Genomic DNA, 20,862 nt, shown 5'->3' with positions numbered 1-20,862 from the left:
AAAGCAGGATCGATTACCGGCGTTGGCTAGACGCCGGTAATCATCGAGACGATCTCGTTCTTGTCGGTTTTGGCGGTCTCGCGAATGCCGATCTGATTGCCGCGGCGCAGCACGCAGATGCGATCCGAGAGGCGGAACACCTGATCGAGGCTGTGGCTGATGATCAGCACGCCGATATTGCGGGATTTGAGCGCGGCAATGGTCTTTTCGACCTTGGCAGTTTCGGCGACGCCGAGGGCGGCGGTGGGTTCATCGAGCAGCACCAGTTTGCGGGCCCAATGGGTGGCCCGCGCAATGGCGATGCCCTGGCGCTGGCCCCCGGAGAGATCGCGGATGGTGGCATGGGCCGAGGGAATGCGGACGTCGAGTTCGGTGACCAGCCGCTCGGTTTCCTCGATCATGGACTTGCGGTCGAGCAGGCCCATGGGCCCCTTGGTCAGCTCGCGGCCCAGGAAGAGGTTCATGTAAACTGGTTGCTGATCGGCCAGGGCCAGGTCCTGGTAGACCACTTCAATGCCGTGTTCGCGCGCCTTGGTGGCGCTGGACATGGAAATTTCGTGCCCGTCGATCTGGATGGCACCAGAGGTGGGTGCGTGAACGCCCGAGATGATCTTGATCAGCGTTGATTTACCGGCGCCATTGTCGCCCACGAGGGCGACGATTTCTCCGGCCTTCACATCGAGCGAAAAGTTCTCGATGGCAACCACGCCACCAAAGGTTTTGCGGATATTGTTCAGCGCCAGCACGGGAGCGGATTGCGTGGTCATTATGGTGCTCCCTAAACCGGCCAGCTGGCGGTTTCGCCAGAGCTGTTCTCGATGGTTTCGACCTTTGGATTGCCGGTGGAGATGCCGGAGACGCCGACCACATAGGCACGGGTGACAAAGGCCTGGCCCCGGAAACCGAAGACCGCGGTGTCGCCTGGACGGGGCTGGTGTGCCGTGCCGGCGTCGATCATGGCATAATAGTCGATGGCGGAGGGCGGCGGAATTTCGACCTCGAGGAGGGCCGATGCGTCGGTGGTGGGTTCGGGCGAGACCAGTGCCTTGACCGGATAGTCGGGGAAGATCGGGTCGATATAGAAGCCGCCGCCGAAGCAATAGGCTTTGCCGCCCGAGAGGTGGGAAACCTCGGTGAGGTAGAGCATGGCGGGTAGTTCGGGCAGGTCCTCGACCACATGCAGGGCCGTGGTGCCATGCAGGCCATTGCCAGGCTCGCATTGGGTCGCGCCGGCTTCGGCCAGCCCCTGCAAGAGAACCGAGGAGGTGGTGCCGGGGGCGTTGATCTCGATGGTGCGGCGGCCCGCCTTGTGGAGCGCCTCGGCAGCACGGGAGAGGGTCGAAAGGTTCGGCGTTGGTTTGACCTTGCGGGTGGCGTGGTCGAACAACAGGGCCGGGAACGTGGTGATGCCGGCAAAACGTCCACCTTCGACACGGTCGAGGCCTTCGGCGACGGCGACGATTTCAGCGGCGTCGAACCCACCTTCGTGGCCGCGATAGAAGGTGTCGCCCTCGGCCTTGATGCGCGCGAGGAGGTTCTGCCGGTAGCCCGCTTTGTGCGCGGCCTGTCCGGCTTCGTGGGCTTTTTCGGCGTTGAAGACAGTCCAGAAATCAGGCCGGAAAGTGGCTGCGGCGGCATCAGCCTCGGCGCGGGCAACCTGGGAAAGGTGCCCCAGATGGGCCACAGGCATGCCCGCCCGATGGGTGGCGCGCGCGCAGGCCATGTCGACGGCCACGGACTTTTCAATGCCGCCGCGCTGCACGGCCTGGCAGAAGCTTGAGGATCGACCCGCCTGCTTGGTCATGGCGAAAATCTTGAGGCCGTTGCGGTCGGCCTCGGACTTGAGGGTGCGGGCATTGGCCTCGACGGCGTCGAGATCGAGCACATAGGAATTGGCGGGAATCTGCCCGGACTGGTGCAGGGCCATGGCAGCGGTAATGAATTGTGGATTGCGGCGGCGCAGGACGTCGAGAAACATGGGAAGCCTCCTCAGCGGCTCTTTTCGCGCAGCGATATGGCCACTGCGACGAGAATGATGAGACCGCGAACGATCATCTGATCGGATACCGAGAGCCCCATCAGAATGAGGCCGTTGTTGAGCATGCCCATCATCAGCGAGCCAACCAGCGCGCCGATGATCGAGCCTTTGCCGCCATTGAGCAGGGTGCCGCCGACAATGACGGCGGCAATGACGGTCATCAGGTCGGTTTCGCCCAAAGTGTATTTGGCGGCCTGCAGGCGCCCGGCATAGAGCAGGCCTGCCAGCCCTGCGAGGCCGCCGCTGATCATGAAGACCATGATGCGGATATTAGGCACCTTGATACCGGTGACCTGGGCGGCGCGGGCATTGTCGCCGGTGGCCAGAACATGGGCGCCGAAGCGGGTTTGGCGATAGACAAGATGGCCAATGGCGACCGCGACGACGGTCCAGATGACGAGAGATGGTACGCCGAAAAGACTGCCGGAGCCGAAAATGCCCGTGAATAGCGGGTCGGTGACTGGGATGGAGCGGAGCTGGGTGAGAGAGCGGCCGATGCCGGCGATCAGACCCATGGTGGCGAGTGTCACAAGAAAAGAGGGCAGGCGCAGCCAGGCGATCAGCGCGCCATTGATGGCGCCGATGAAGAGGCCTGCGCCGATGCCGGCGAGAATGCCGAGCGGAAAGGCCGCCGCGGGCATGGCGGCCATGGCCATCGCAGCGCAGAGGGCCGAAACGGCAACGATCGAGCCGAAGCTGAGGTCGATTTCGCCGGCGGACAGCACAAAGACCAGGCCAATGGCCATGATCGTCGCCGGTGCTGTCTGCAAGACGATGTTGACGAGGTTCCGCTGGCTCAGAAAGCCACTGTCCCGGAGCACGATGGCGAAGAACAGGAAAATGGCGAGGAAGCCGACATAGACCACATATTGCTGGAAGTTGACCCGCGCCAGGGCGGATCGGAACGGGTGCGCCGCGGGGGCGGCAGTGCTGGGTGTGGGCATGCGATTTCCCTCGTTTGGAAGATGTCGGGCGGACCGTAATCCGCCCGACTGGAGCACCTTACTGCGCGCCGAGCACCGAGGCCGGGGCGTCGCGGTGCAGCGACTGCTGCCAGCCTTCGGCAATGTTGTCGGCGGTGACGGTCAGGGCCGGGGCAACGACGAATGCGGGAACGTCCTGACGCAGCAGGCCCTTGAGACCTGCCGCTGCCATGGCGCGACCCAGTTCATAGGCCTCGTCAGCGACGATACCGGCGACATTGCCGCCCTTGACCATGTCGAGCGCGATGGGCTCGGAGAGGTCGAGGGTGACGATCTTGGTCGAGGTATTGCCGGCGCCGCGCAGAGCAGCGAGTACGCCGTCAGCGGGCTCGGCCCAGGTCACATAGATGCCGTCGAGGTCCGGGTTCTGCAGCAGCATGGCATTGGCCAATTCCTCGGCGCGGGCCGGGTCGGTGATGCCCTGTTCGGCGACGATCTCGATATTGGGATAGTCGTTCTCGATGGTGGTCTTGAAGGCCTGGTCGCGCTGGTTGGTGACGTAGTAAGCGGCGTCGTGGAAGATGTAGCCCACCTGGCCTTCATTGCCGATGGCTTCGGCAAGTACGTCGGCAGCCTGCTTGCCCATCTGAAACAGGTCGTCGGTGACGATGGCGGCGTAATCGGTGCCGTGGACGTAGCCGGCCGGCAGGTTTGAGAGGAATACAAGTTCCACACCGGTCTCGACGGCCTCGCGGAAAGCCTCGGCAGAGGTCACGGGATCGAGCGGCAGCGACAGGATGACATTGGGCTGGGCCGCGAGGGCCGTTTCAATGTCGGAGCGCTGCTTGGCAGCATCGAAACCTGCATCAGTGGTGACCACGACATCGACACCAGCGCGAGCGAATTCGTCATTGGCTCCGGCAGCGACAGCGTTGATGAAGTCCGAGGCGGTGTGCCAGAGCAGGGCCGCCTTGTAGCCCTTGCCGGTGAGGGCGGCGATGTCGGCGTCGCTCAAGGTGACTTCCGAGCTAAGCGTGGCGCTTTCCCCGTTCGGTCCGATGGTTTGGGCGTGGGCGATTGTGCTCATCAGTGTGGTGGCCAGGAGGGCCGCCAGCATGGTGGTCTTCTTCATTTTCGTCTCCCTTAAAGACAGTCGTTCAGTTCCCTTCCACCCCGCAGAAGCGGGTCATGAAATCGGCGAAGGCCACCACTCCGGCGAGGTATTCCTCGACGCTGACGCGCTCCTCGAAAGTGTGGCAATTGCGAATGTCGCCGGGGGCGCAATAGACCGCCGGGATATTGAGGCCGTTGACGAAGAACGGTGTCTCCGACCAGAACGGCGCCCCTTCGACGCCGCCGCGTCCCGGCATTGCGCTCGCCACTGCGCTGCCCAGCATGGCCAGGGCAGGATGATCGCTGTCGATCTCGGTGGCGGTGCCGCCAAGGGCATGGTCGCGTCCGGCGGGGTAAGTAATTTCCATCGTGATCTTGGGGTCGGTGATGGCACCGCGAATGACGCATTCCAGTTCGGCGGCGGCGCTGTCGAGACTTTCCCCGGGCAGCAGCTTGCGGATCAGCGAGAGGGTGCAGCGCTCGGGCACGGCAATGAAGCCGCCGCCATTGAGCGTTGTGATGAGCAGGGAGCCCTTACCGACCAATGCGTGTTCGGCGCGGGCCGAAATGGTGTCCGAATGCGCCCAGAGCGCGCTCATGACGGCATGGCTGGCCTTGAGCGCGTCGTGCCCCAGTTCGGGCACGCCGAAATAGGCGGATTTGCCGGTGATGGTGATGTCGGCGATGAAAAAACCGATCTGGGCGGGGTAGACAGCGAGGCGGGTCGGCTCGGTGTATACAACGAAATCGGGGCGGGGCAGGTCGCCCGAAGCGATGCGGGCGGTGTGGGCCTTGACCCCGGCCGAGACGCCGCTGCCAGGCTGGCCGCTTTCTTCGTCACCGACGAAGGCGAAATCAACGTCTCCCTTGAGGCGGATGCCGGCGCGGTCAAGGAGGGTGAGGGCGGCGAGGCTGGTGCAGATGCCCGCCTTAAGATCGCCGGCGCCACGGCCCCAGATTTCATCTGCGATGATGGGGGCGCCAAACGGATCCTCACGCGGATCGCCGGCCCAATGCTCGCGCCAGCCATCGACATGGACAGTGTCGGTGTGGCCGATGAAGAGGAGCCGCCTGCCATTGCCGGCGCCCTTGCGGGTGCCTGAAATATTGGGACGACCGGGCAGGAAGTCGATTGTGTCGAGGTTTTCAATGCCGCGTTTGCGCATCTGTTGGTCGAGGTAGCCGACCACATTTGCTTCATTGCCGGTGATGCTCTCGTGACTGATGGCGCCGCGCAGAAGGGCGATGGCGTCGTCCCGATCAAGCGCATCGCGCAGGGTTTTGGAGAGGGCGTTCATTGCAGGGCCTCGCGCATCGAGACGGCGTTGGCTGGTGGCAGCGAAATGCGGGATTCAGGGGTTCCGGCGCCAAAGACGGTGTTGTGCAGGTGGCTCAAGCCGATGGCGGTAGCGCCGACGAGAGCGGCGTGATTGCCCAGTTCGCTGGCTTCAACGGCCACCGGATAAGGGAAGCAGGAGGGCAGCACGGCCTTGACCCGCTCGACCAGCTCGGTGCGACTGCCGATGGAGCCGCCCAGAATGACCTTGTCGGGATTGGTGATGGCGGCAATGGCGCCGATGCCGCGAGCAAGCAGGCGTGCGGTGTCTTCGAGCACCGCCCGGGCATGGGGCTCGCCGGCATTGGCGCGCTCAAAAATAGCGGGGACGGTGGCATCAAACCCGGCAAGCGCGCGGTAACGCGTCACCATGCCATAGGAGGCGACCTGCCGCTCGAAGGCGCCGGCGCGAAGCGATTCAGGCTCGAAAGGATCGGCGCCGAAGGGGAGGAACCCCAGTTCGCCAGCGGCATTGGCGGCGCCACGAACCAATTGGCCATTGACCATCAAACCGCTGCCGACGCCGGTGCCCAGCGCGATATAGGCGAGGTTGTCGAGGCCCTGGCCGACGCCGAGCCAGCTTTCCCCAAGCACGGCCAGATTGACGTCGTTTTCGAGCATGGCCTCGAAACCCAAGGCCTGTTCGAGCGCCGCTGCGACGTCGAAACTGTCGAAGCCCACGATGTTGGGGGCCAGCAGCACGCGGCCGGTATCGGGTTGCGGGGCGCCGGGGACGCCGACCACGGCAATGCGCAAGCGGGTCGGATCAACGCCGCCCTGGGCCGCGGCCTCGCCGGTGAGGCGGGCGATCTGCTCGATGACGGCGCGGCCACCCTCGGCATGGGTGGGCTCGGTGACTTCGGACAAGACCCGGCAAACCAGGTCGCAGACGGCGACGCGGACCTTGGTGCCGCCGAGGTCGACGGCGACGATATAGGCGGCGGAGGGGACGATTTCATAGGTGACCGCAGTGCGGCCGATGTGGCCGCTGGTGCGGCCGGTTTCGCTGACCCAGCCTTCGTCTTCGAGCTGGCGCATGACCTCGGAGATGGTTTGTTTGCTCAGGCCAGTCTGCTTGGCAATCGAGGCCCGGGAGATCGGGGCGTTCTGCACGATCGCCTCAAGAACGGCGCGCAGGGAGAACTGGCGGGAGATGCGAACAGCCTGGGTCAAATCGATAGCCTTAGTTAGTTCGGTCAGCGAACGAACTATTAGGCCAATCGCGTTTGGAGTCAAGCAGCAGGCAAAGAATGGGTGTGAAGGCGGCCAGAAGGCGGTCCTGGCTGCCCAGAATGAACACAGCCTGAACGGGTTTTCCGTTCAGGCTGTGCTGGTCATGGATAAAGGGGCCTCAGGCGGGCCGACCGGCGCTCACCGGCGGCGGCGTGACGCTGCCCCGCCGGCGATCAGCGGGTCGAGGCGAGACCGTAGATGGTCTCAATATCGTCGAGCAGCAGATTGCCCGCGATGATGCCACCGGCAGTGTTCCAGACGGCGTCGGACACGGCGTGGACCTTGCCGGCCTTGACGACCTCAAGGTTCTGCCAGAGCGGGTCCGCCAGCCAGTCAGCGGCCTGGGTGTCGCCCTCGCCATTGCCGGTTTCGTAGGTGAAGTAGAACAGGCGGTCGCCTTCAAATTCGGGAATGCGTTCCTTGGTGATCTGCTCGGCAAATTCATCCTTGTCCTGGCTGGCCGGACGATGGAAGCCGAGCTGGGCCAAAAGCAGGCCCGAGAAGCTGTCCTTGAACATGATGCGGGTCTGGCCGGACATGAAGCGGGCGATGGAAATTTCCTCGGCGAGGTTGTCGCCGAGCGCTGCGGCCACTTTGCCGACGCGGGCGTCGAAGGCGTCAAGGGCGGCCTGGCCTTCGGCGGCCATGCCGGCAGCGTCGGAATAAAGGGCCATGTTGATCTTCCAGTCGCCGCGCAGGCGTTCGGAAATCACTGTGGGCGCAATGGCGGAAAGTTGCTCGTAGATGTCCTCATGGCGCTGCTTGGTGCCCAGGATCAGATCGGGTTCGAGCGCGACCAGCACTTCGAGGTTCACTGCGGATTCTTCACCGACGACGGTGACGTCGGCCATGTCGGCGGCGATGTGGTCGTACCAGGGATTGCCGAGCCAGGATTTGACGGCGCCGACGGGCGTGATGCCGATGTCCAGCAGGGCCTCGGTGCCCTCATTGGTCAGCACCACGATGCGCTGCGGGTGATCGGGCACATCGGTGACACCCAAGGCATGGGTGATTTCGCGGGCGAATGTCGGTGCCGCCATCGCGCTGAGGAGGAGGACACTCGCAACAATGCGACGCATGATCATGGCATATTCCTTCACTAACTTGACAACGGACGTCAGAAATCCGATGGCTGCAATCATCAGAATTTAATCTGACTGTCAACATCATGTTTGGTGCGCACTTGGCGGATATCACCATTGCAACACAGACCGGCCATGCGGCCGTGTCGCGCCGGGTCTGGACCTATGCAGGTCTGGGCATGGTGCTGTGCCTTACCATGCTGGGGAGCCTTGTCTTTGGCTACAAGGTCTATTCGCTTGCCGATGTTTGGTTGGCGCTTAGCGCCAATGACGGCAGCGAAACGGCAACGGTGATTGCCGGGCTCCGACTCCCACGTGCGATCATCGCGCCGCTGGTGGGGGCGGCGCTGGGCATGGCCGGGGTGGTGGTGCAGACCCTGTCGCGCAACCGCATCGCGTCGCCTGATACGCTGGGTCTCAATGGCGGCGCATCGCTGGCGGTGGTCGTGGCGACGGTAGTGTTCGGTGTGCAATCGCTGGTCGGTCTGTCGCTGGCCGCGGCGCTGGGGGCGCTGGTGACCAGCGTCGTGGTATTTGGCGTGGCGGCGGGCGCGGGCGGCTTGTCGCCGCTCAAGATCGTTCTCGTCGGCGTGACCTTTGCCAGCCTCAGCCATGCGGTGGTGGAAATCATCCTCACCAGCAATGAAGCGCAATTGCAGCAATTGCTGTTCTGGCTGTCGGGGGCCTTTGTCGACCGGCCGATCAGCCTCTTTTACAACGGGTTGCCGGTTGTGGTGCTCGGTGCTGCCATTGCCTTTGCGCTTTCGGGGGCGCTCGATGTGCTGCATGCCGATGACTCGACGGCATCAAGCCTGGGCGTGCCGCTGGTGCTGGTGCGTGGCTTGGCATTCCTCGCCGTCTCGCTGCTAACCGGCGCGGCGGTGTCGATGGCCGGGCCTGTGGCCTTTGTCGGGCTGGTGGTGCCGCATCTGGCGCGACGCCTTGTCGGGCTGCGGCATCGCCATCAGCTTGCCGCCGCGGCATTGTCGGGCGCCATTTATGCGACGCTGGCCGACATTGCGGCGCGCTTCGTGATTTACCCGGTCGAGGCGCCGGTAGGGGCGATTACCGCCGTGGTTGGGGCAGTGACGCTGCTGGTCCTGCTGAAGCGGAGGCTGGCATGAGCGTCGACAGTTTCAGTAGCCGGGGATTTCCGGCCGGGCCGGTGACCCTCGCTGTTGCACTTGTGACGGCAGTGTTTATCGCGCTGTTCCTTGCCGGTGTCGGCTTTGGCTCGACCTGGATGCCGCTTGAAACGGTGGCCCATGTGTTGCTGGGGGGTGGGGAACGAGCCGAGCGGCTGGTGGTGCTGCAATTGCGCATGCCGCGCGTGGCCGCCGCGGCGCTGGCCGGTGGCGCCATGGCGTTTGCGGGCTATCTCTTGCAGCGCATTACCCGCAATGAGCTGGCCTCGCCCGGGGTGCTTGGCGTGGTGGATGGGGCGGCGCTGGGCGTGGTGCTGTTCATGGCCATCTTTTCGGACGAGGCCAATGCGCTGATGGTTTCGGTGGCCTGGCAGCCGCTGGCGGCGGCGATTGGCGCACTTGCGGCAATTACGCTGGTGTTCATCCTGTCGGGGCGGCAGGCCTCGTCGGCCATACGCCTCTTGCTGTTCGGCATTGCTGTTGCGGCCGTGGCCAAGGCACTGACAACGATTTTCATGCTGGTCGGGCCGATTTATCAGGCCTCGCAGGCGGCGCGTTGGCTGGCTGGAGCGGTCAACACCATCAATTGGAGCGAGGTGCAATTGATGGCGGCGGTGCTGACGCCAACGGCCATTGTTGCGGCGCTGGCTGCGCGGCATTTGCCACCCGCCGATCTCGACGATGTTTCGTCGCGCAGCATCGGGCTGAACCTGCCGATCTATCGCGTATTCATTTTCTTTCTGGCAGCGCTGTTGACGGCTGGCGCGGTAGCCTTTGCCGGCGGTGTGGCCTTTATCGGACTGATCGCGCCGCATCTGGCGCGGCTTCTGGTGGGACGGGCACGGGCCGCGGGGATTCTCGTTTCGAGCATGCTGGGCGCCATCATGCTGGTGGGGGCGGACCTTTTGGTGCGCGTGGCCTTTGCGCCGCTCGAAGTGCCGGCCGGGACAGTAACAGCCGTAATCGGCGCGCCCTATTTCCTGTTTCTCCTCATGCGCAAGGACAAGACCAATGGATGAGCGTGTGGCCAGCCGTATCGAGGTGAAAAACCTGACACTGGGCTATGGACAGGACCTGGTGCTCGATGCGCTGGACCTGCCGATACCGGCCGGACAGATCACGGTGCTGGCCGGACCGAACGGCTGTGGCAAATCCACATTGTTGCGGGCCATTCGTCGCCTGCATGCGCCGCAATCGGGTGCAGTCCTGCTCGACGGCGAGGATATTGCGCGCCTCAAAGGCAAGGCGCTGGGGCGGCGGATCGGGCTGTTGGCGCAAAGCCCAAGCGCGCCGCTCGATATGACGGTGGAGGAACTGGTGCGGCTGGGGCGCTATCCGCATCAGGCCATGCTGCAGCCATGGAGTGCGCGCGACGACGTGGCGGTGGCCACGGCCATGGCGGGCACCGGGGTGGCGCATATGGCGCAGCGGCGCATTGGTTCGCTTTCGGGCGGGCAATTGCAGCGGGCCTGGATTGCCATGGTGCTGGCGCAGGAGAGCGACGTCATCTGCCTCGACGAGCCGGTGAACCACCTCGACATGGCGCACCAGCTCGATTGCCTCGAACTGGTTACCAGGCTCAATAGGGAAGAGGGGCGCACCATTGTGCTGGTGCTGCACGATCTCAATCTTGCGGCGCGCTATGCGGACCAGTTGGTGTTCGTGTCGGGCGGCAAGGTGCGCGCACGGGGGGCACCCGAGGTGATGATGCGGGCCGACCTGATTGCCGAGGTGTTCAATGTCACCGCCGAGATCATTCTCGATCCAGTGCATCAGCGACCGATCTGCATTCCGCATCGGCGGGGGTAGGGATTTAGGTCGAGGCATTGGGGACTGCTAAAAGATTGGCCCCTCACCCTGGCCCTCTCCCCGGAGGGGCGAGGGGACGCAGGAGCCGCGGGGCCGGGCTGTGATGCGGGCTAGACCGTTTCACGTTTAACTGAATTCGCGGCCCTTTTACCTCCCTCCCCCTTGTGGGAAGGGTAGCGACGCTAGGCCGACAGGCCCAAGCATAGCTGGGGTGGGGGTGACGCGACCTCCAAAGACACCGAGCCAGAGAACATGCCGACACCCCCACCCGAGTTGCGCTAGGCTGCTGCGCAGCCAGCTTCACTACCCTCCCCACAAGGGGGAGGGAGGTAAAAGGGCCGCGAATTCAACTGAACGTGAAATGATCAGGCACTCTCCCCGGAGGGGCGAGGGGCAGCGGGTGCCGCGTGGCCGGGGCGTGTGAAGCGGGCTAGAGACGATAAATCCGTTTGGCGTTGGCGTGGAACAATTTGGTCTGTTCGTCAGTGCTGGCGCCGCTGACGATCTGGCGGGTGGCGGTGACCCAGTCGGTGAGTGAGCCGCCCAGGGTCACCACCGGATGGTCCGAGCCCCAGACAACGCGGTCCCAGCCGAAGCTTTCGATGATGTGCTCGACATAGGGACGGATGGCATCAAGGGTCCAGCCCCTGCCGGCATAGGCCATGATGCCGGACACCTTTGCGACCACGTTTGGCATTTGCGCCATGGCGGCGATGTTCTCGCGCCAGGGGCTGAGAGTGCCCACGGTAATATCCTGCGCGCCGCAATGATCGAGGATGAAGGTTACGTCGGGACACTTGGCCGCGAGCGCCTGGCCGATGGGCAATTGGTCGGGGCGGAGGCAGAGGTCGAAGGTCAGGCCATGGGCGGGCAGGCGGCGGAGGTTTTCGGCAAAGTGCGGCGTCTGGCTGAGGCTGTCGGGCACTTCGTGGAGGATGCGGCGCAGGCCTCGGACGCCGGGAATAGCCGCCAGCGCTTCGAGCTGCATGGGGAAACCGGGGTTTTCGGGGCGGCAGGCGGCGATGGCGCCGGTGATGCCATCCTGTCCCAGGACAAAGCGGGTTTCGGCCTCAATATCGGCCTGATCAACATCGACCTCCATATGGAGCGCGGCCTCGATGCCCAGCGGTTTGGCCTCGGTCCAATAATCCTCGATGGTCCAGCGACCCTTGAGCGGGTGGCTGCCGGAAATCCAGGGGTAGGAGAACCGATCCGGGTAGATCAGGTGCAAATGCGTGTCGATAATCGGGATCATGCTCATTCCCCTTGGCACATCTGGTGCCGGAGTGACTTATCAGCGTGCTGGCGTCAACGACGGACGCCGAGGCGGCTCATCTTTTCGCTCAAGGTGCGGCGGGGGACCTGCAGGGCCTCGGCCACGGCGGCGATGGAATCCTGGTGGCGGTCCAGTTCGGCCTCGATCAGGTGCCGCTCATAGGCGGCGAGCCGTTCGGCAAGGCTTGCGCCGGAAGTGGTGGGCACGCGCTGGCCCAGAATATCGCCGATGGAGCGCCCGGTGGCGCCAAGGCCCAATGCAAACCGGTCGGCGGCGGCCTTTAATTCACGAACATTGCCGGGCCAGGCGTGGGACAGCAGCGCATTGATATCGGCCGGATGCAGCGTCGGGGCCGGGCGGCCAAAGCGGCGGGCGGCTTCGGACAGGAAATGATGGAAGAGGATGACGCAATCATCGCCCCGGTCGCGCAGGGGCGGCAGATCCAGCGTGGCCATGTTGAGGCGATAATAGAGATCGGCGCGGAAACGTCCGGCCTGGCTTTCAGCGCTGAGGTCGACCTTTGAGGCAGCGATGATGCGCAGATCGAGCGGGATCTGCTTGTTGGAGCCGAGGCGCTCGACCTCGCGCTCCTGAATGACGCGCAACACCTTGGCCTGGGCGAGGAGGGGCATGGATTCGATTTCGTCGAGCAGCAGGGTCCCGCCGTTGGCGTATTCGAATTTGCCGATACGCTGGCCGGAAGCGCCGGTGAAGGAGCCGGCCTCGTGGCCGAACAGTTCGCTTTCGATCAGCTCGGCTGGAATGGCAGCGCAGTTGACGGCGACAAAGGGCCCCTTGGCGCGGGGCGAGAAATCGTGGAGGCACCGGGCCACGACTTCCTTGCCGGTGCCGGTTTCACCCAGAAGGATGATGTCGGCGGGGATGGCCGCCAGTTCGAGCGCCGAGCGGCGCAATTCCTGCATCACGCGGGAGGCGCCGACGAGGCGGGTGGCGAGTTCGGTTTCCCCGCCGTCGAGCTTGCGGCGGAGGTCAGCCAGTTCGCGTTTGAGGCGCGCCTGTTCGGCGGCGCGGGAAATGGAATTGACCAGCTGGTCGGGCACATAGGGCTTTTGCAGGAAATCGAAGGCACCGGCCCGCATGGCTTCGACGGCCATGGGCACGTCGCCGTGGCCGGTGATGAGGATGACCTCGGTGGGCAGGCCGCGTTCGGCAATCGAGCGCAGGAGATCAAGCCCCGAGAGGCCCGGCATGCGCACATCGGTCAGGACGATATGGGGATGGCGATCATCAATGACGGCCATTGCTTCCTGGGCATTGGCAGCGGTGGCGGTGTCGAAGCCGGAGAGGCGCAGCCATTGCTCGAGCGCGGTGCGCACCATGTCTTCGTCATCGACGATCAGGACAGTGGCCTCGATTGTCTGGGGGCTCATGCGGACACTCTCGCGGATGGTTTGGCGACGCCAGCGGTACGCGCCGGCAGGGTGATGGTGAAGGTGCTGCCCTTGCCGGGGCTGGAGCGCACGGTGAGGGCGCCGCCGCTGTCGCGGACCAGGCCATAGGAAATGGCCAGCCCCAGGCCAAGGCCCTTGCCGGCGGGCTTGGTGGTGAAGAAGGGGTCGAAAAGCGTCGCCCGGTCGGCCTCGGCAATGCCGGTGCCGGTGTCGGAAATGGAAATACATGCGGTGCTGCCGTCGCTGGAGACGCCGATGGAGAGAACGCGCAGGGGCGCATCCTCCATGGCGTCGGCGGCATTGGCGATAAGGTTGATCAGCACCTGTTCAAGATGCACCGGGTTGGCGGCGACGCCGATGGGCGGGTGGGGGCGGCGATATTCGATATCGACGCCGACCTGGCGCAGGCGGTGATCGGTCAGATCAAGCGCATTGGCGATGGTGGCGCCGGTGTCGGCGGCCATGGTGACCCGGGTTTCCTTGCGGGCAAAATTCTTGAGGTGGCTGGTGAGGGTCGCGAGACGTTCCACCACCTTGTCCATGGCGGTGAGCACCGGCCCCAGATCGCTGCCGCCGCGGCGCTGTTCGAGGAGCCGGGCGCTGGCCATGTGGGTGGCAAGGGCGGCAACGGGCTGGCTGACCTCGTGGGCCACTCCGGCGAGCGCCTGGCCCAGGCTGGCGAGCTTGGCCGCCTGCACCAGGCCTTCCTGGGCCTCGCGTTCGGCTTTTTCGGCGCGGATGCGCTCGGCGATTTCGGCACGCAATTGCTCGTTCATGGCGTGCAGGTCTTCGGTACGCTCGGCGACGCGATGTTCGAGCTGATTGTGATCGGCGAGGCGCTGGGCAACGAGGCGCCGGCGCTGTTCAAAGAGAACCACGATCAGCAGCAGGGCAGCGCAGGCGAGGGCCGCGGCAGTGGCCATGGTGAGGGCGCCGCCATAGAGCGGGGCCAGTGGCGTAAAGGAAAGCAGGCGCCAGCCATGCTTGGGCAGGCGCAGTTCCTGGAGGACGAAATACCCCGTGGTTTCGGGGTCCGGGCCGGCGAGCAGGGCAAATTCGGCACCGCGCGAATTCCAGCGGTCGGCAATGATGCCGGTGTTGTCGATGCCGTTTTCGCCGTAGCGCAACTGGGAGGCAATGGCGCCATAGCGCGAGAGCGGAATGGTCTGGAGCGGGCGGTATCGCCAATCCGGGCGGGTCGAGAGGATGACAACGTCGTTGAGATCGACGATGCCGATCAATTCGCCCGAGCGCCACCAGGCGGCTTCGATTTCTCCGAGGTTGATCTTGGTGACCGCTACGCCCAGGGGACCGTCCGGTCCGTCAACACGTTGCGACAGGAACAGGCCGGGCACATTGGTGGAAATACCGAAGGCGTAATATTCGGACCGCCCGCGCGTCATGGCATCAGCGAAATAGGGGCGGAAGGAATAATTGGTGCCCACGAGACTGGTCAGCGTCCACCAATTGCTGGCGGCAACGACACTGCCGGTGTCTTCCATGAGAAAGATTTCGCTGGCCCCGGCGGTTTCGTTGAGCTGGCTGAGAAAGCCATTGGCCGCGTCGATGGCCGCGGGGTCGCCGGGATTGTCGAGCGCGGCGCGGGTTTCGCGGGCCTGGGAGATAGCGACAGGCAGGTAGTGGAAGCGCTCGATGATGGCTTCAAGCGTGCGATCAAACAGGGCGAGACGGCGCTGGGCCTGAAGTTCGACATCGCGCACCGAGGCGGTGAGGGTCATTTCGAACGCCACCCAGAACACCACCAGGACCACGGCAAGCCCAGCGCCGACGGCGGGAATGTGCCGCCGCGCCATCAGGCCTCGCCATGTGGTGCTGTTTTCCGCCATGCCACTCCTCACTCGGCAAGATTTTGCCTGAACTCACGCAGATCATCGGCAATATCTTGCCGGATCAGTTAACATGATCCGCGCTGATTGCATATCTGCCTTGCTTTTTTGCCTTGGCATGGCGTTTGCAACAGAGCAGGCAACCCCGGGGAATTTCGGGGGTGCTCCGGGGAGGTTTTTCGGAGCCATGTCATTTGGGAGGATATCCAAGACCATGAAGACCCTATTCAAGACCCTTGCCATTGGCCTTGTGGCCAGCTCGGCCCTGAGTGCAGTGGCTGTTTCCGCACAGGACTACCCGACCCAGCCGGTGACCATCGTGGTGCCGTTCTCGGCCGGTGGGCCGACCGATACCGTGACCCGCCTCGTGGCTGCGGCCATGAGCGAGGACCTGGGGCAGCAGGTCGTGGTGCAGAATGTCGGTGGCGCTGGCGGCACGTTGGGCGCCGGTCAGGTGGCTGCGGCCGCCAATGACGGCTACACGCTGCTGCTGCACCATATCGGCATGTCGACGGCCCCGGCGCTCTATGCCAGCCTGCCGTACTCACCGATGGAAGACTTCGCGCCGATTGGCCTGGTCACCGAAGTGCCGATGACCATGGTGGCCCGCAAGGATTTCGAGCCAGCCTCGCTCGAAGACCTGATCGCCTATGTCAAGGAAAACGGCGAAAACGTCACCTATGCCAATGCCGGCATCGGTGCGGCCAGCCAGTTGTGCGGCCTGCTGTTCCAGGATGCGCTCGACATCAAGCTGACCGAAGTGCCCTACCAGGGCACCGGTCCGGCCATGACCGACCTGCTGGGCGGCCAGATCGACATGATGTGCGACCAGACCACCAATACCACCAGCCAGATCCAGGCCGGCGAGATCAAGGCCTATGCCGTGACGACGCCGGAACGTATCGCCGTGCTGCCTGACGTGCCGACCATGGCCGAAGGCGGGGTGGAGAACTTCAATCTCTCGATCTGGCACGGTCTTTATGCACCGGCCGGCACGGATCCGGCGATCATCGAGCGGCTGACCTCGGCGCTGCAGGCAGCGCTGGCGGACGAAAATGTCGGCAACAGCTTTGCCGAGCTGGGCACCTATCCGGTGCCGGCAAGCGAAGCGACCCCGGATGCGCTGGCCGAGAAGCTCGAAGGCCAGACGGCCCTTTGGGCTGAAGTCATCGCTGCAGCAGGCGTTGCCGCGCAGTAAGCGCATAGCGGGCGTCGCGACCACGGGTTGCGGCGCCCAACTTGATCCCGATGCTTGTCCATCGACAGGGCAGGGTTGCGGGACCTCCGGCGGCCGCGAACGGTCGGTCGGTAAGAATTTAGGGGGACTACATGGCACTCAACGCGTCGCGCAATGATCTGGCGGCCGGGGCAATATTTGTTGCCTTTGGCGGCTACTTTGCGCTCGAGGCCTTGCGCTACGATTTTGGAACGCCGTTCCGCATGGGGCCGGGCTTCATGCCGGTGTTGCTGGGGGGAATCCTTGTGGCCCTGGGCATTGCTGTCGCTGCCAAGGGCGTAGGCAAACCGGATGAGGCGGCGGCGCCACCGTGGCCCTGGCGCGGGCTGGTGCTGGTGTTGGGGACAATCCTGTTCTTTGCCGCGACCTTCCGCGGCCTCGGCTTCATTCCCGTGGTGTTGATTGCCGGACTTGCCACGGCCCTGTCGAGCACACGGAACTCCATGCTTTCGGCGCTGGTGATCTCGGTTGGCCTGTGTGTCCTTTGCCTCCTGATCTTTGTGGTCGGACTGGGCATGATCGTGCCGCTGGTCGGCCCCTGGCTGCGGTTCTAGGAGCGGCGTGATGGATCTTTTCTCTTCCCTTGGACTTGGTTTTTCGGTCGCGCTCGACCCGTTCAACATTCTCTATTGCTTCGTGGGTGTGCTGCTGGGGACGCTGGTTGGCGTGCTGCCCGGCATCGGGCCGACAGCCACCATCGCCATGCTGCTGCCGATCACCTTCTCGCTCAATGCCGAGACGGCGCTGATCATGCTGGCGGGCATTTACTATGGCGCCCAGTATGGCGGATCGACCACGGCCATTCTCATCAATCTGCCGGGCGAGAGTTCGGCGGCCGTGACCGCCATCGACGGCTATCAGATGGCCCGCAAGGGTCGTGCTGGTCCGGCGCTGGCGGCGGCAGCAATCGGTTCGTTCTTCGCCGGTTCGGTAGCGACCTTCCTCCTCGCCGCCTTTGCGCCGCCGCTGGCCCGGGCGGCCCTCAATTTCGGGGCGCCGGAATATTTTTCACTGATCGTGCTGGGGCTTCTGGTGTCCATCGCGCTGGCGCATGGATCGATCATCAAGGCGCTGGCGATGATCGTGCTCGGGCTATTGCTGGGCATGGTGGGGCAGGACATTTATACCGGCACGCCGCGCTTCACCTTCGGGCTGCGCGAACTGTTCGGTGGGCTCAATTTCGTAGCCGTGGCCGTGGGCGTGTTCGGGGTGGCCGAAATCCTGCGTAACCTCGAAAATGAGCATGAGCGCGAAGTGGGGGTCAAAGCGGTCAAGAACCTCTGGCTGACCCGCGATGACATCAAACGCATCATCTGGCCGGTGCTGCGGGGCACCGGCATTGGCTCGGTCCTCGGCGTCTTGCCGGGGGGTGGCCATATCCTTTCCGCCTTTGCCTCATACTCGGCCGAAAAGCGCCTTTCCAAGCATCCCGAGGAGTTCGGCAAGGGCGCCATCGAGGGGGTGGCGGGGCCAGAGTCGGCCAATAATGCGGCTGCGCAAACCTCGTTCATTCCGCTGATGACGCTGGGCATTCCGGCCCATCCGGTGATGGCGCTGATGATCGGGGCGTTCATCCTCCAGGGGATCACGCCCGGCCCCAATGTCATCAATGAACAGCCGGCGCTGTTCTGGGGCATCATCGCCTCAATGTGGGTGGGCAATCTGCTGCTGGTCATCCTCAACCTGCCGCTGGTGGGGCTGTGGGTGAAGATGCTCTCGATCCCCTATCGGGTGCTGTTCCCGGCCATTGTGCTGTTTGCCTGCATCGGCACGTTCTCGATCAACCAGAATATCTACGACATCTATGCCATCGCCTTCTTCGGCATTGTTGGCTACCTGCTGATCCGCTTCGGCTGCGAACCGGCGCCGCTGCTGCTGGGCTTTGTCCTGGGGCCGCTGCTGGAAGAGCATCTGCGCCGGGCGATGATCATTTCGCGGGGTGACCCGACGATCTTTGTCACCCGACCGATCTCGGCAACGCTGCTGGTGCTGGCGCTGGCCGCCGTGCTGGTGGCGGTGCTGCCCTCCATCCGCAAGAAGCGGGCGGAGGTGTTTGTCGAGGAGGATTGAGGGGATACCCCCATCCAGCCTCCCCCTGATAGGGGGAGGGGCCGATCGAGTTTGTCTCGAACCTAGAAGCCCACTTTCTTCTCGTCCCCCTTCTTCAGGGGGAGGACGGGTGGGGGTGATCTGCGCTAACCCAGGCGCCTTCTTACCGCCTCGATCCCCTGGCTCGTCGGCATGGCAGGCCGGTATTCCAGCCCGACGCGGCCGCTGTAGCCATTGGCGAAGAGCCAGGCGAGCGGCGTCTTCAAGTCGAGATTGCCGGTGCCGGGATCATTGCGGCCTGGATGGTCGGCGACATGGACGTGGATAATGCGGTCGACGCGACCGGCGACAACCTCCTCGGGCACCTCGCCCATAACGAGCGAATGGTAGAGGTCGTAGACAATGCCGATTTCGGGGCGGGCGACATCGTCGACAATGTCGAGAGCTTCCACGGTCGATGGCAGGAAATAGCCCTGGTGGTCGATCAGGGTATTGAGCGGTTCGACGCCCAGGCGGATGCCTGAACCCTTGAGGATATCGGCGGAGGCCGCGAGGCATGCCGTGAGCGCCGCGCGCTGATCGGTGCGGGACACGCCGGGCAGGTCATTGCCGGCCTGGGCGATCAGTACTTTTGCACCCAGACGCCGGGCGACATCGACCGAGCGCTTGAGGCCTTCAAGGAAGGCCGCATGATTGGCTGGATCGGTGAGGGGGATAATCGGCTCGGCGACAAAGCCGGAAAGGGGCAGGCCGGTCTCGCTGAGCGCGGCTGCGACGGCGTCGAGATCCTTGTTGCTCCAGAACCAGAATTCGACCGCGTCGAGGTCCGAGGCCTTGGCGAGCCGGATGCGGTCGCCGATGTCCTCGGCTTCGTCGGCAAACAGCCATTCGATACAGGCGGAGAGTTGCATCAGCGGGGGCCCACCGTTGAGGCGTCGACCATATGCGGGCGGCCGGCGAGCGACAGGGTGCTCTCCCGGCGCGGGGCAGAGGCGATGACCTTGCCGGACTTGATAACGGCGAGGCGGGTCGCCTTCAGGCGAATGGCTTCGATGGGGTCGGCGGCCTGGAGCAGAACCATGTCGGCCTTGCAGCCGATATCAAGGCCGTAGCCATCCAGATGCATGATCCTTGCCGGGCCGTTGGTGACCAGATCGAAGCATTGGCGCATGGCGTCGCGGCTGGACATGTGGCCGACATGGAGACCCATCGAGGCGACTTCGAGCATGTCGGCCTGGCCAAGCGAATACCAGGGGTCCATGACGCAGTCGTGGCCGAAGGCGCAGGTGATGCCATAGGTCAGCATTTCGGGGATTCGGGTCATGCCGCGGCGCTTGGGATAGGTGTCGTGGCGGCCCTGGATGCCGATGTTGATCAGGGGATTGGCGGTGGCGCTGACCCCGGCCTCGGCCATCAGCGGCAGGAGCTTTGAGACATAGTAATTGTCCATGGAATGCATGGAGGTGAGGTGTGAGCCATTGACGCGCCCCCCGAGCCCAAGGCGCTGGGTCTCGTAGGCCAGGGTCTCGATGTGGCGGCTGAGCGGGTCGTCGGTCTCGTCGCAGTGGAGATCGACCAGGAGGCCGCGGGTGGCGGCGATTTCGCACAGCGCTGTCACGCTGGCGGCGCCATCGGCCATCGTGCGCTCGAAATGGGGAATGCCGCCGACGACATCGACGCCCATGTCGAGGGCACGATTGAGGAGGTCCACGGCGCCGGGATAGCGATAGTAGCCATCCTGCGGGAAGGCGACCAGTTGCAGGTCGATATAGGGGGCGACCTGTTTCTTGACTTCGAGCAGGGCTTCGACGCCCAGCAGCCTGTCGTCGCAGATATCGACATGGGTGCGAATGGCGAGCAGGCCCTGCGATACGGCCAGATCGCAATAGTCGAGGGCGCGCTGGATGACCGCCTCGTGGGTGAGGAGGGGCTTCAGTTCGCCCCAGATCTGGATACCTTCGAGCAGGCGCCCGCTCTCGTTGTGGCGCGGCAGGCCGAGAGAGAGGGTGGCGTCCATGTGGAAGTGGCAATCGACAAAGGGTGGCGCCACCAGTTGGCCGGATGCGTCGATGGTTTGGCCGGCCTCACCGGGCAGATGAGGCTCGAGCGCCGCGATGCGGCCATTCTGGACGCCGATGTCCATGCCGGTGCGGCCGTCGGGCAGGGTGGCATTGGTGATTTTCAGGTCGAACATTTTTCGTCTCTTGTTCTTTTTCGGTTCCAGCGCATCCCTCCCCGTTGAGGGGAGGGATTGAGGGTGGGGTGTCGGCCGACTGGCGTCACGGATATCGACACCCCCACCCTAGCTGCGCTACGGCCTGACGGCCAAGCTGCGCTACCCTCCCCTCAAGGGGGAGGGTGA

18 protein-coding genes are annotated in these 20,862 nt (G+C 64.2%); 6 read left to right on the top strand and 12 right to left on the bottom strand.

The features are described from left to right. Positions 1-26: 26 nt before the first annotated feature. The 7 genes from NIM87_RS11395 to NIM87_RS11365 form a co-directional block, all read right to left on the bottom strand. On the bottom strand, positions 27-767 hold the full coding sequence (locus NIM87_RS11395; RefSeq protein WP_254674780.1) for an ATP-binding cassette domain-containing protein: 741 nt from the start codon (positions 765-767) through the stop codon (positions 27-29). Positions 768-778: 11 nt separating this feature from the next. Beyond that, the gene (locus tag NIM87_RS11390; RefSeq protein ID WP_254674779.1) at positions 779-1,978 is read right to left on the bottom strand and encodes an alanine racemase; all 1,200 of its coding nucleotides are present in this window, start codon (positions 1,976-1,978) and stop codon (positions 779-781) included. 11 nt (positions 1,979-1,989) lie between these two features. Further along, positions 1,990-2,982, bottom strand: coding sequence for an ABC transporter permease (locus NIM87_RS11385; protein ID WP_254674778.1), 993 nt, complete (start codon positions 2,980-2,982; stop codon positions 1,990-1,992). 58 nt (positions 2,983-3,040) lie between these two features. Then, complete coding sequence (locus NIM87_RS11380; protein WP_254674777.1) at positions 3,041-4,093, bottom strand: substrate-binding domain-containing protein; 1,053 nt, start codon at positions 4,091-4,093, stop codon at positions 3,041-3,043. Between the two features lie 25 nt (positions 4,094-4,118). Beyond that, entirely contained in the window at positions 4,119-5,372 is a 1,254-nt protein-coding gene (locus NIM87_RS11375; protein WP_254674776.1) for a M20 family metallopeptidase, read from the bottom strand. Beyond that, positions 5,369-6,583: an ROK family transcriptional regulator gene (locus NIM87_RS11370; protein WP_254674775.1), complete on the bottom strand. Its 1,215-nt coding sequence runs from the start codon at positions 6,581-6,583 to the stop codon at positions 5,369-5,371. The genes NIM87_RS11375 and NIM87_RS11370 overlap by 4 nt, the downstream gene beginning before the upstream one ends. Positions 6,584-6,816: 233 nt before the next feature. Continuing rightward, positions 6,817-7,728 (bottom strand): ABC transporter substrate-binding protein, encoded by a 912-nt coding sequence (locus tag NIM87_RS11365; RefSeq protein ID WP_254674774.1) that lies wholly within the window; start codon positions 7,726-7,728, stop codon positions 6,817-6,819. Between the two features lie 98 nt (positions 7,729-7,826). Here NIM87_RS11365 and NIM87_RS11360 point away from each other — a divergent pair, with 98 nt between their 5' ends. From NIM87_RS11360 to NIM87_RS11350, 3 genes are read left to right on the top strand one after another with little or no spacing between them, the layout of a single operon-like run. Then, complete coding sequence (locus NIM87_RS11360) at positions 7,827-8,849, top strand: FecCD family ABC transporter permease (RefSeq protein WP_254674773.1); 1,023 nt, start codon at positions 7,827-7,829, stop codon at positions 8,847-8,849. After that, positions 8,846-9,889 carry a FecCD family ABC transporter permease gene (locus tag NIM87_RS11355; protein WP_254674772.1) on the top strand — a complete coding sequence of 348 codons (1,044 nt, stop codon included), beginning with the start codon at positions 8,846-8,848 and terminating at the stop codon, positions 9,887-9,889. Before NIM87_RS11360 ends, NIM87_RS11355 begins: the two co-directional genes overlap by 4 nt. Then, the gene (locus NIM87_RS11350; protein WP_254674771.1) at positions 9,882-10,679 is read left to right on the top strand and encodes an ABC transporter ATP-binding protein; all 798 of its coding nucleotides are present in this window, start codon (positions 9,882-9,884) and stop codon (positions 10,677-10,679) included. Before NIM87_RS11355 ends, NIM87_RS11350 begins: the two co-directional genes overlap by 8 nt. A 430-nt stretch (positions 10,680-11,109) precedes the next feature. On the opposite strand, the gene NIM87_RS11345 is transcribed toward NIM87_RS11350, so the two are convergent. The 3 genes from NIM87_RS11345 to NIM87_RS11335 are packed head-to-tail and all read right to left on the bottom strand — an operon-like array spanning position 11,110 to position 15,214. Next, complete coding sequence (locus NIM87_RS11345; protein ID WP_254674770.1) at positions 11,110-11,934, bottom strand: amidohydrolase family protein; 825 nt, start codon at positions 11,932-11,934, stop codon at positions 11,110-11,112. Between the two features lie 53 nt (positions 11,935-11,987). Next, complete coding sequence (locus tag NIM87_RS11340; protein WP_254674769.1) at positions 11,988-13,346, bottom strand: sigma-54-dependent transcriptional regulator; 1,359 nt, start codon at positions 13,344-13,346, stop codon at positions 11,988-11,990. Continuing rightward, positions 13,343-15,214: a sensor histidine kinase gene (locus NIM87_RS11335; RefSeq protein ID WP_254674768.1), complete on the bottom strand. Its 1,872-nt coding sequence runs from the start codon at positions 15,212-15,214 to the stop codon at positions 13,343-13,345. Before NIM87_RS11335 ends, NIM87_RS11340 begins: the two co-directional genes overlap by 4 nt. A 214-nt stretch (positions 15,215-15,428) precedes the next feature. Between NIM87_RS11335 and NIM87_RS11330 the strand changes: the two genes are divergently transcribed. From NIM87_RS11330 to NIM87_RS11320, 3 genes are all read left to right on the top strand, one after another. Then, on the top strand, positions 15,429-16,412 hold the full coding sequence (locus tag NIM87_RS11330) for a tripartite tricarboxylate transporter substrate-binding protein (protein WP_254674767.1): 984 nt from the start codon (positions 15,429-15,431) through the stop codon (positions 16,410-16,412). A gap of 131 nt (positions 16,413-16,543) precedes the next feature. Continuing rightward, on the top strand, positions 16,544-17,005 hold the full coding sequence (locus NIM87_RS11325; protein WP_254674766.1) for a tripartite tricarboxylate transporter TctB family protein: 462 nt from the start codon (positions 16,544-16,546) through the stop codon (positions 17,003-17,005). A 10-nt stretch (positions 17,006-17,015) separates the two neighbouring features. Further along, positions 17,016-18,521 carry a tripartite tricarboxylate transporter permease gene (locus NIM87_RS11320; protein ID WP_254674765.1) on the top strand — a complete coding sequence of 502 codons (1,506 nt, stop codon included), beginning with the start codon at positions 17,016-17,018 and terminating at the stop codon, positions 18,519-18,521. Between the two features lie 125 nt (positions 18,522-18,646). Here the strand turns inward: NIM87_RS11320 and NIM87_RS11315 are convergent, their stop codons facing one another. Together NIM87_RS11315 and NIM87_RS11310 are read right to left on the bottom strand one after the other, a co-directional pair. Further along, entirely contained in the window at positions 18,647-19,414 is a 768-nt protein-coding gene (locus NIM87_RS11315) for a TIM barrel protein (RefSeq protein WP_254674817.1), read from the bottom strand. Continuing rightward, a complete protein-coding gene (locus tag NIM87_RS11310; RefSeq protein ID WP_254674764.1) occupies positions 19,411-20,694 on the bottom strand; it encodes an amidohydrolase family protein in 1,284 nt (427 codons plus the stop codon). Before NIM87_RS11310 ends, NIM87_RS11315 begins: the two co-directional genes overlap by 4 nt. Positions 20,695-20,862 lie beyond the last annotated feature (168 nt).

The sequence above is a fragment of the Devosia ureilytica genome, assembly GCF_024273195.1.
Classification (GTDB): Bacteria; Pseudomonadota; Alphaproteobacteria; order Rhizobiales; family Devosiaceae; genus Devosia; species Devosia ureilytica.
This window is presented reverse-complemented; position numbering and strand designations above follow the sequence as displayed.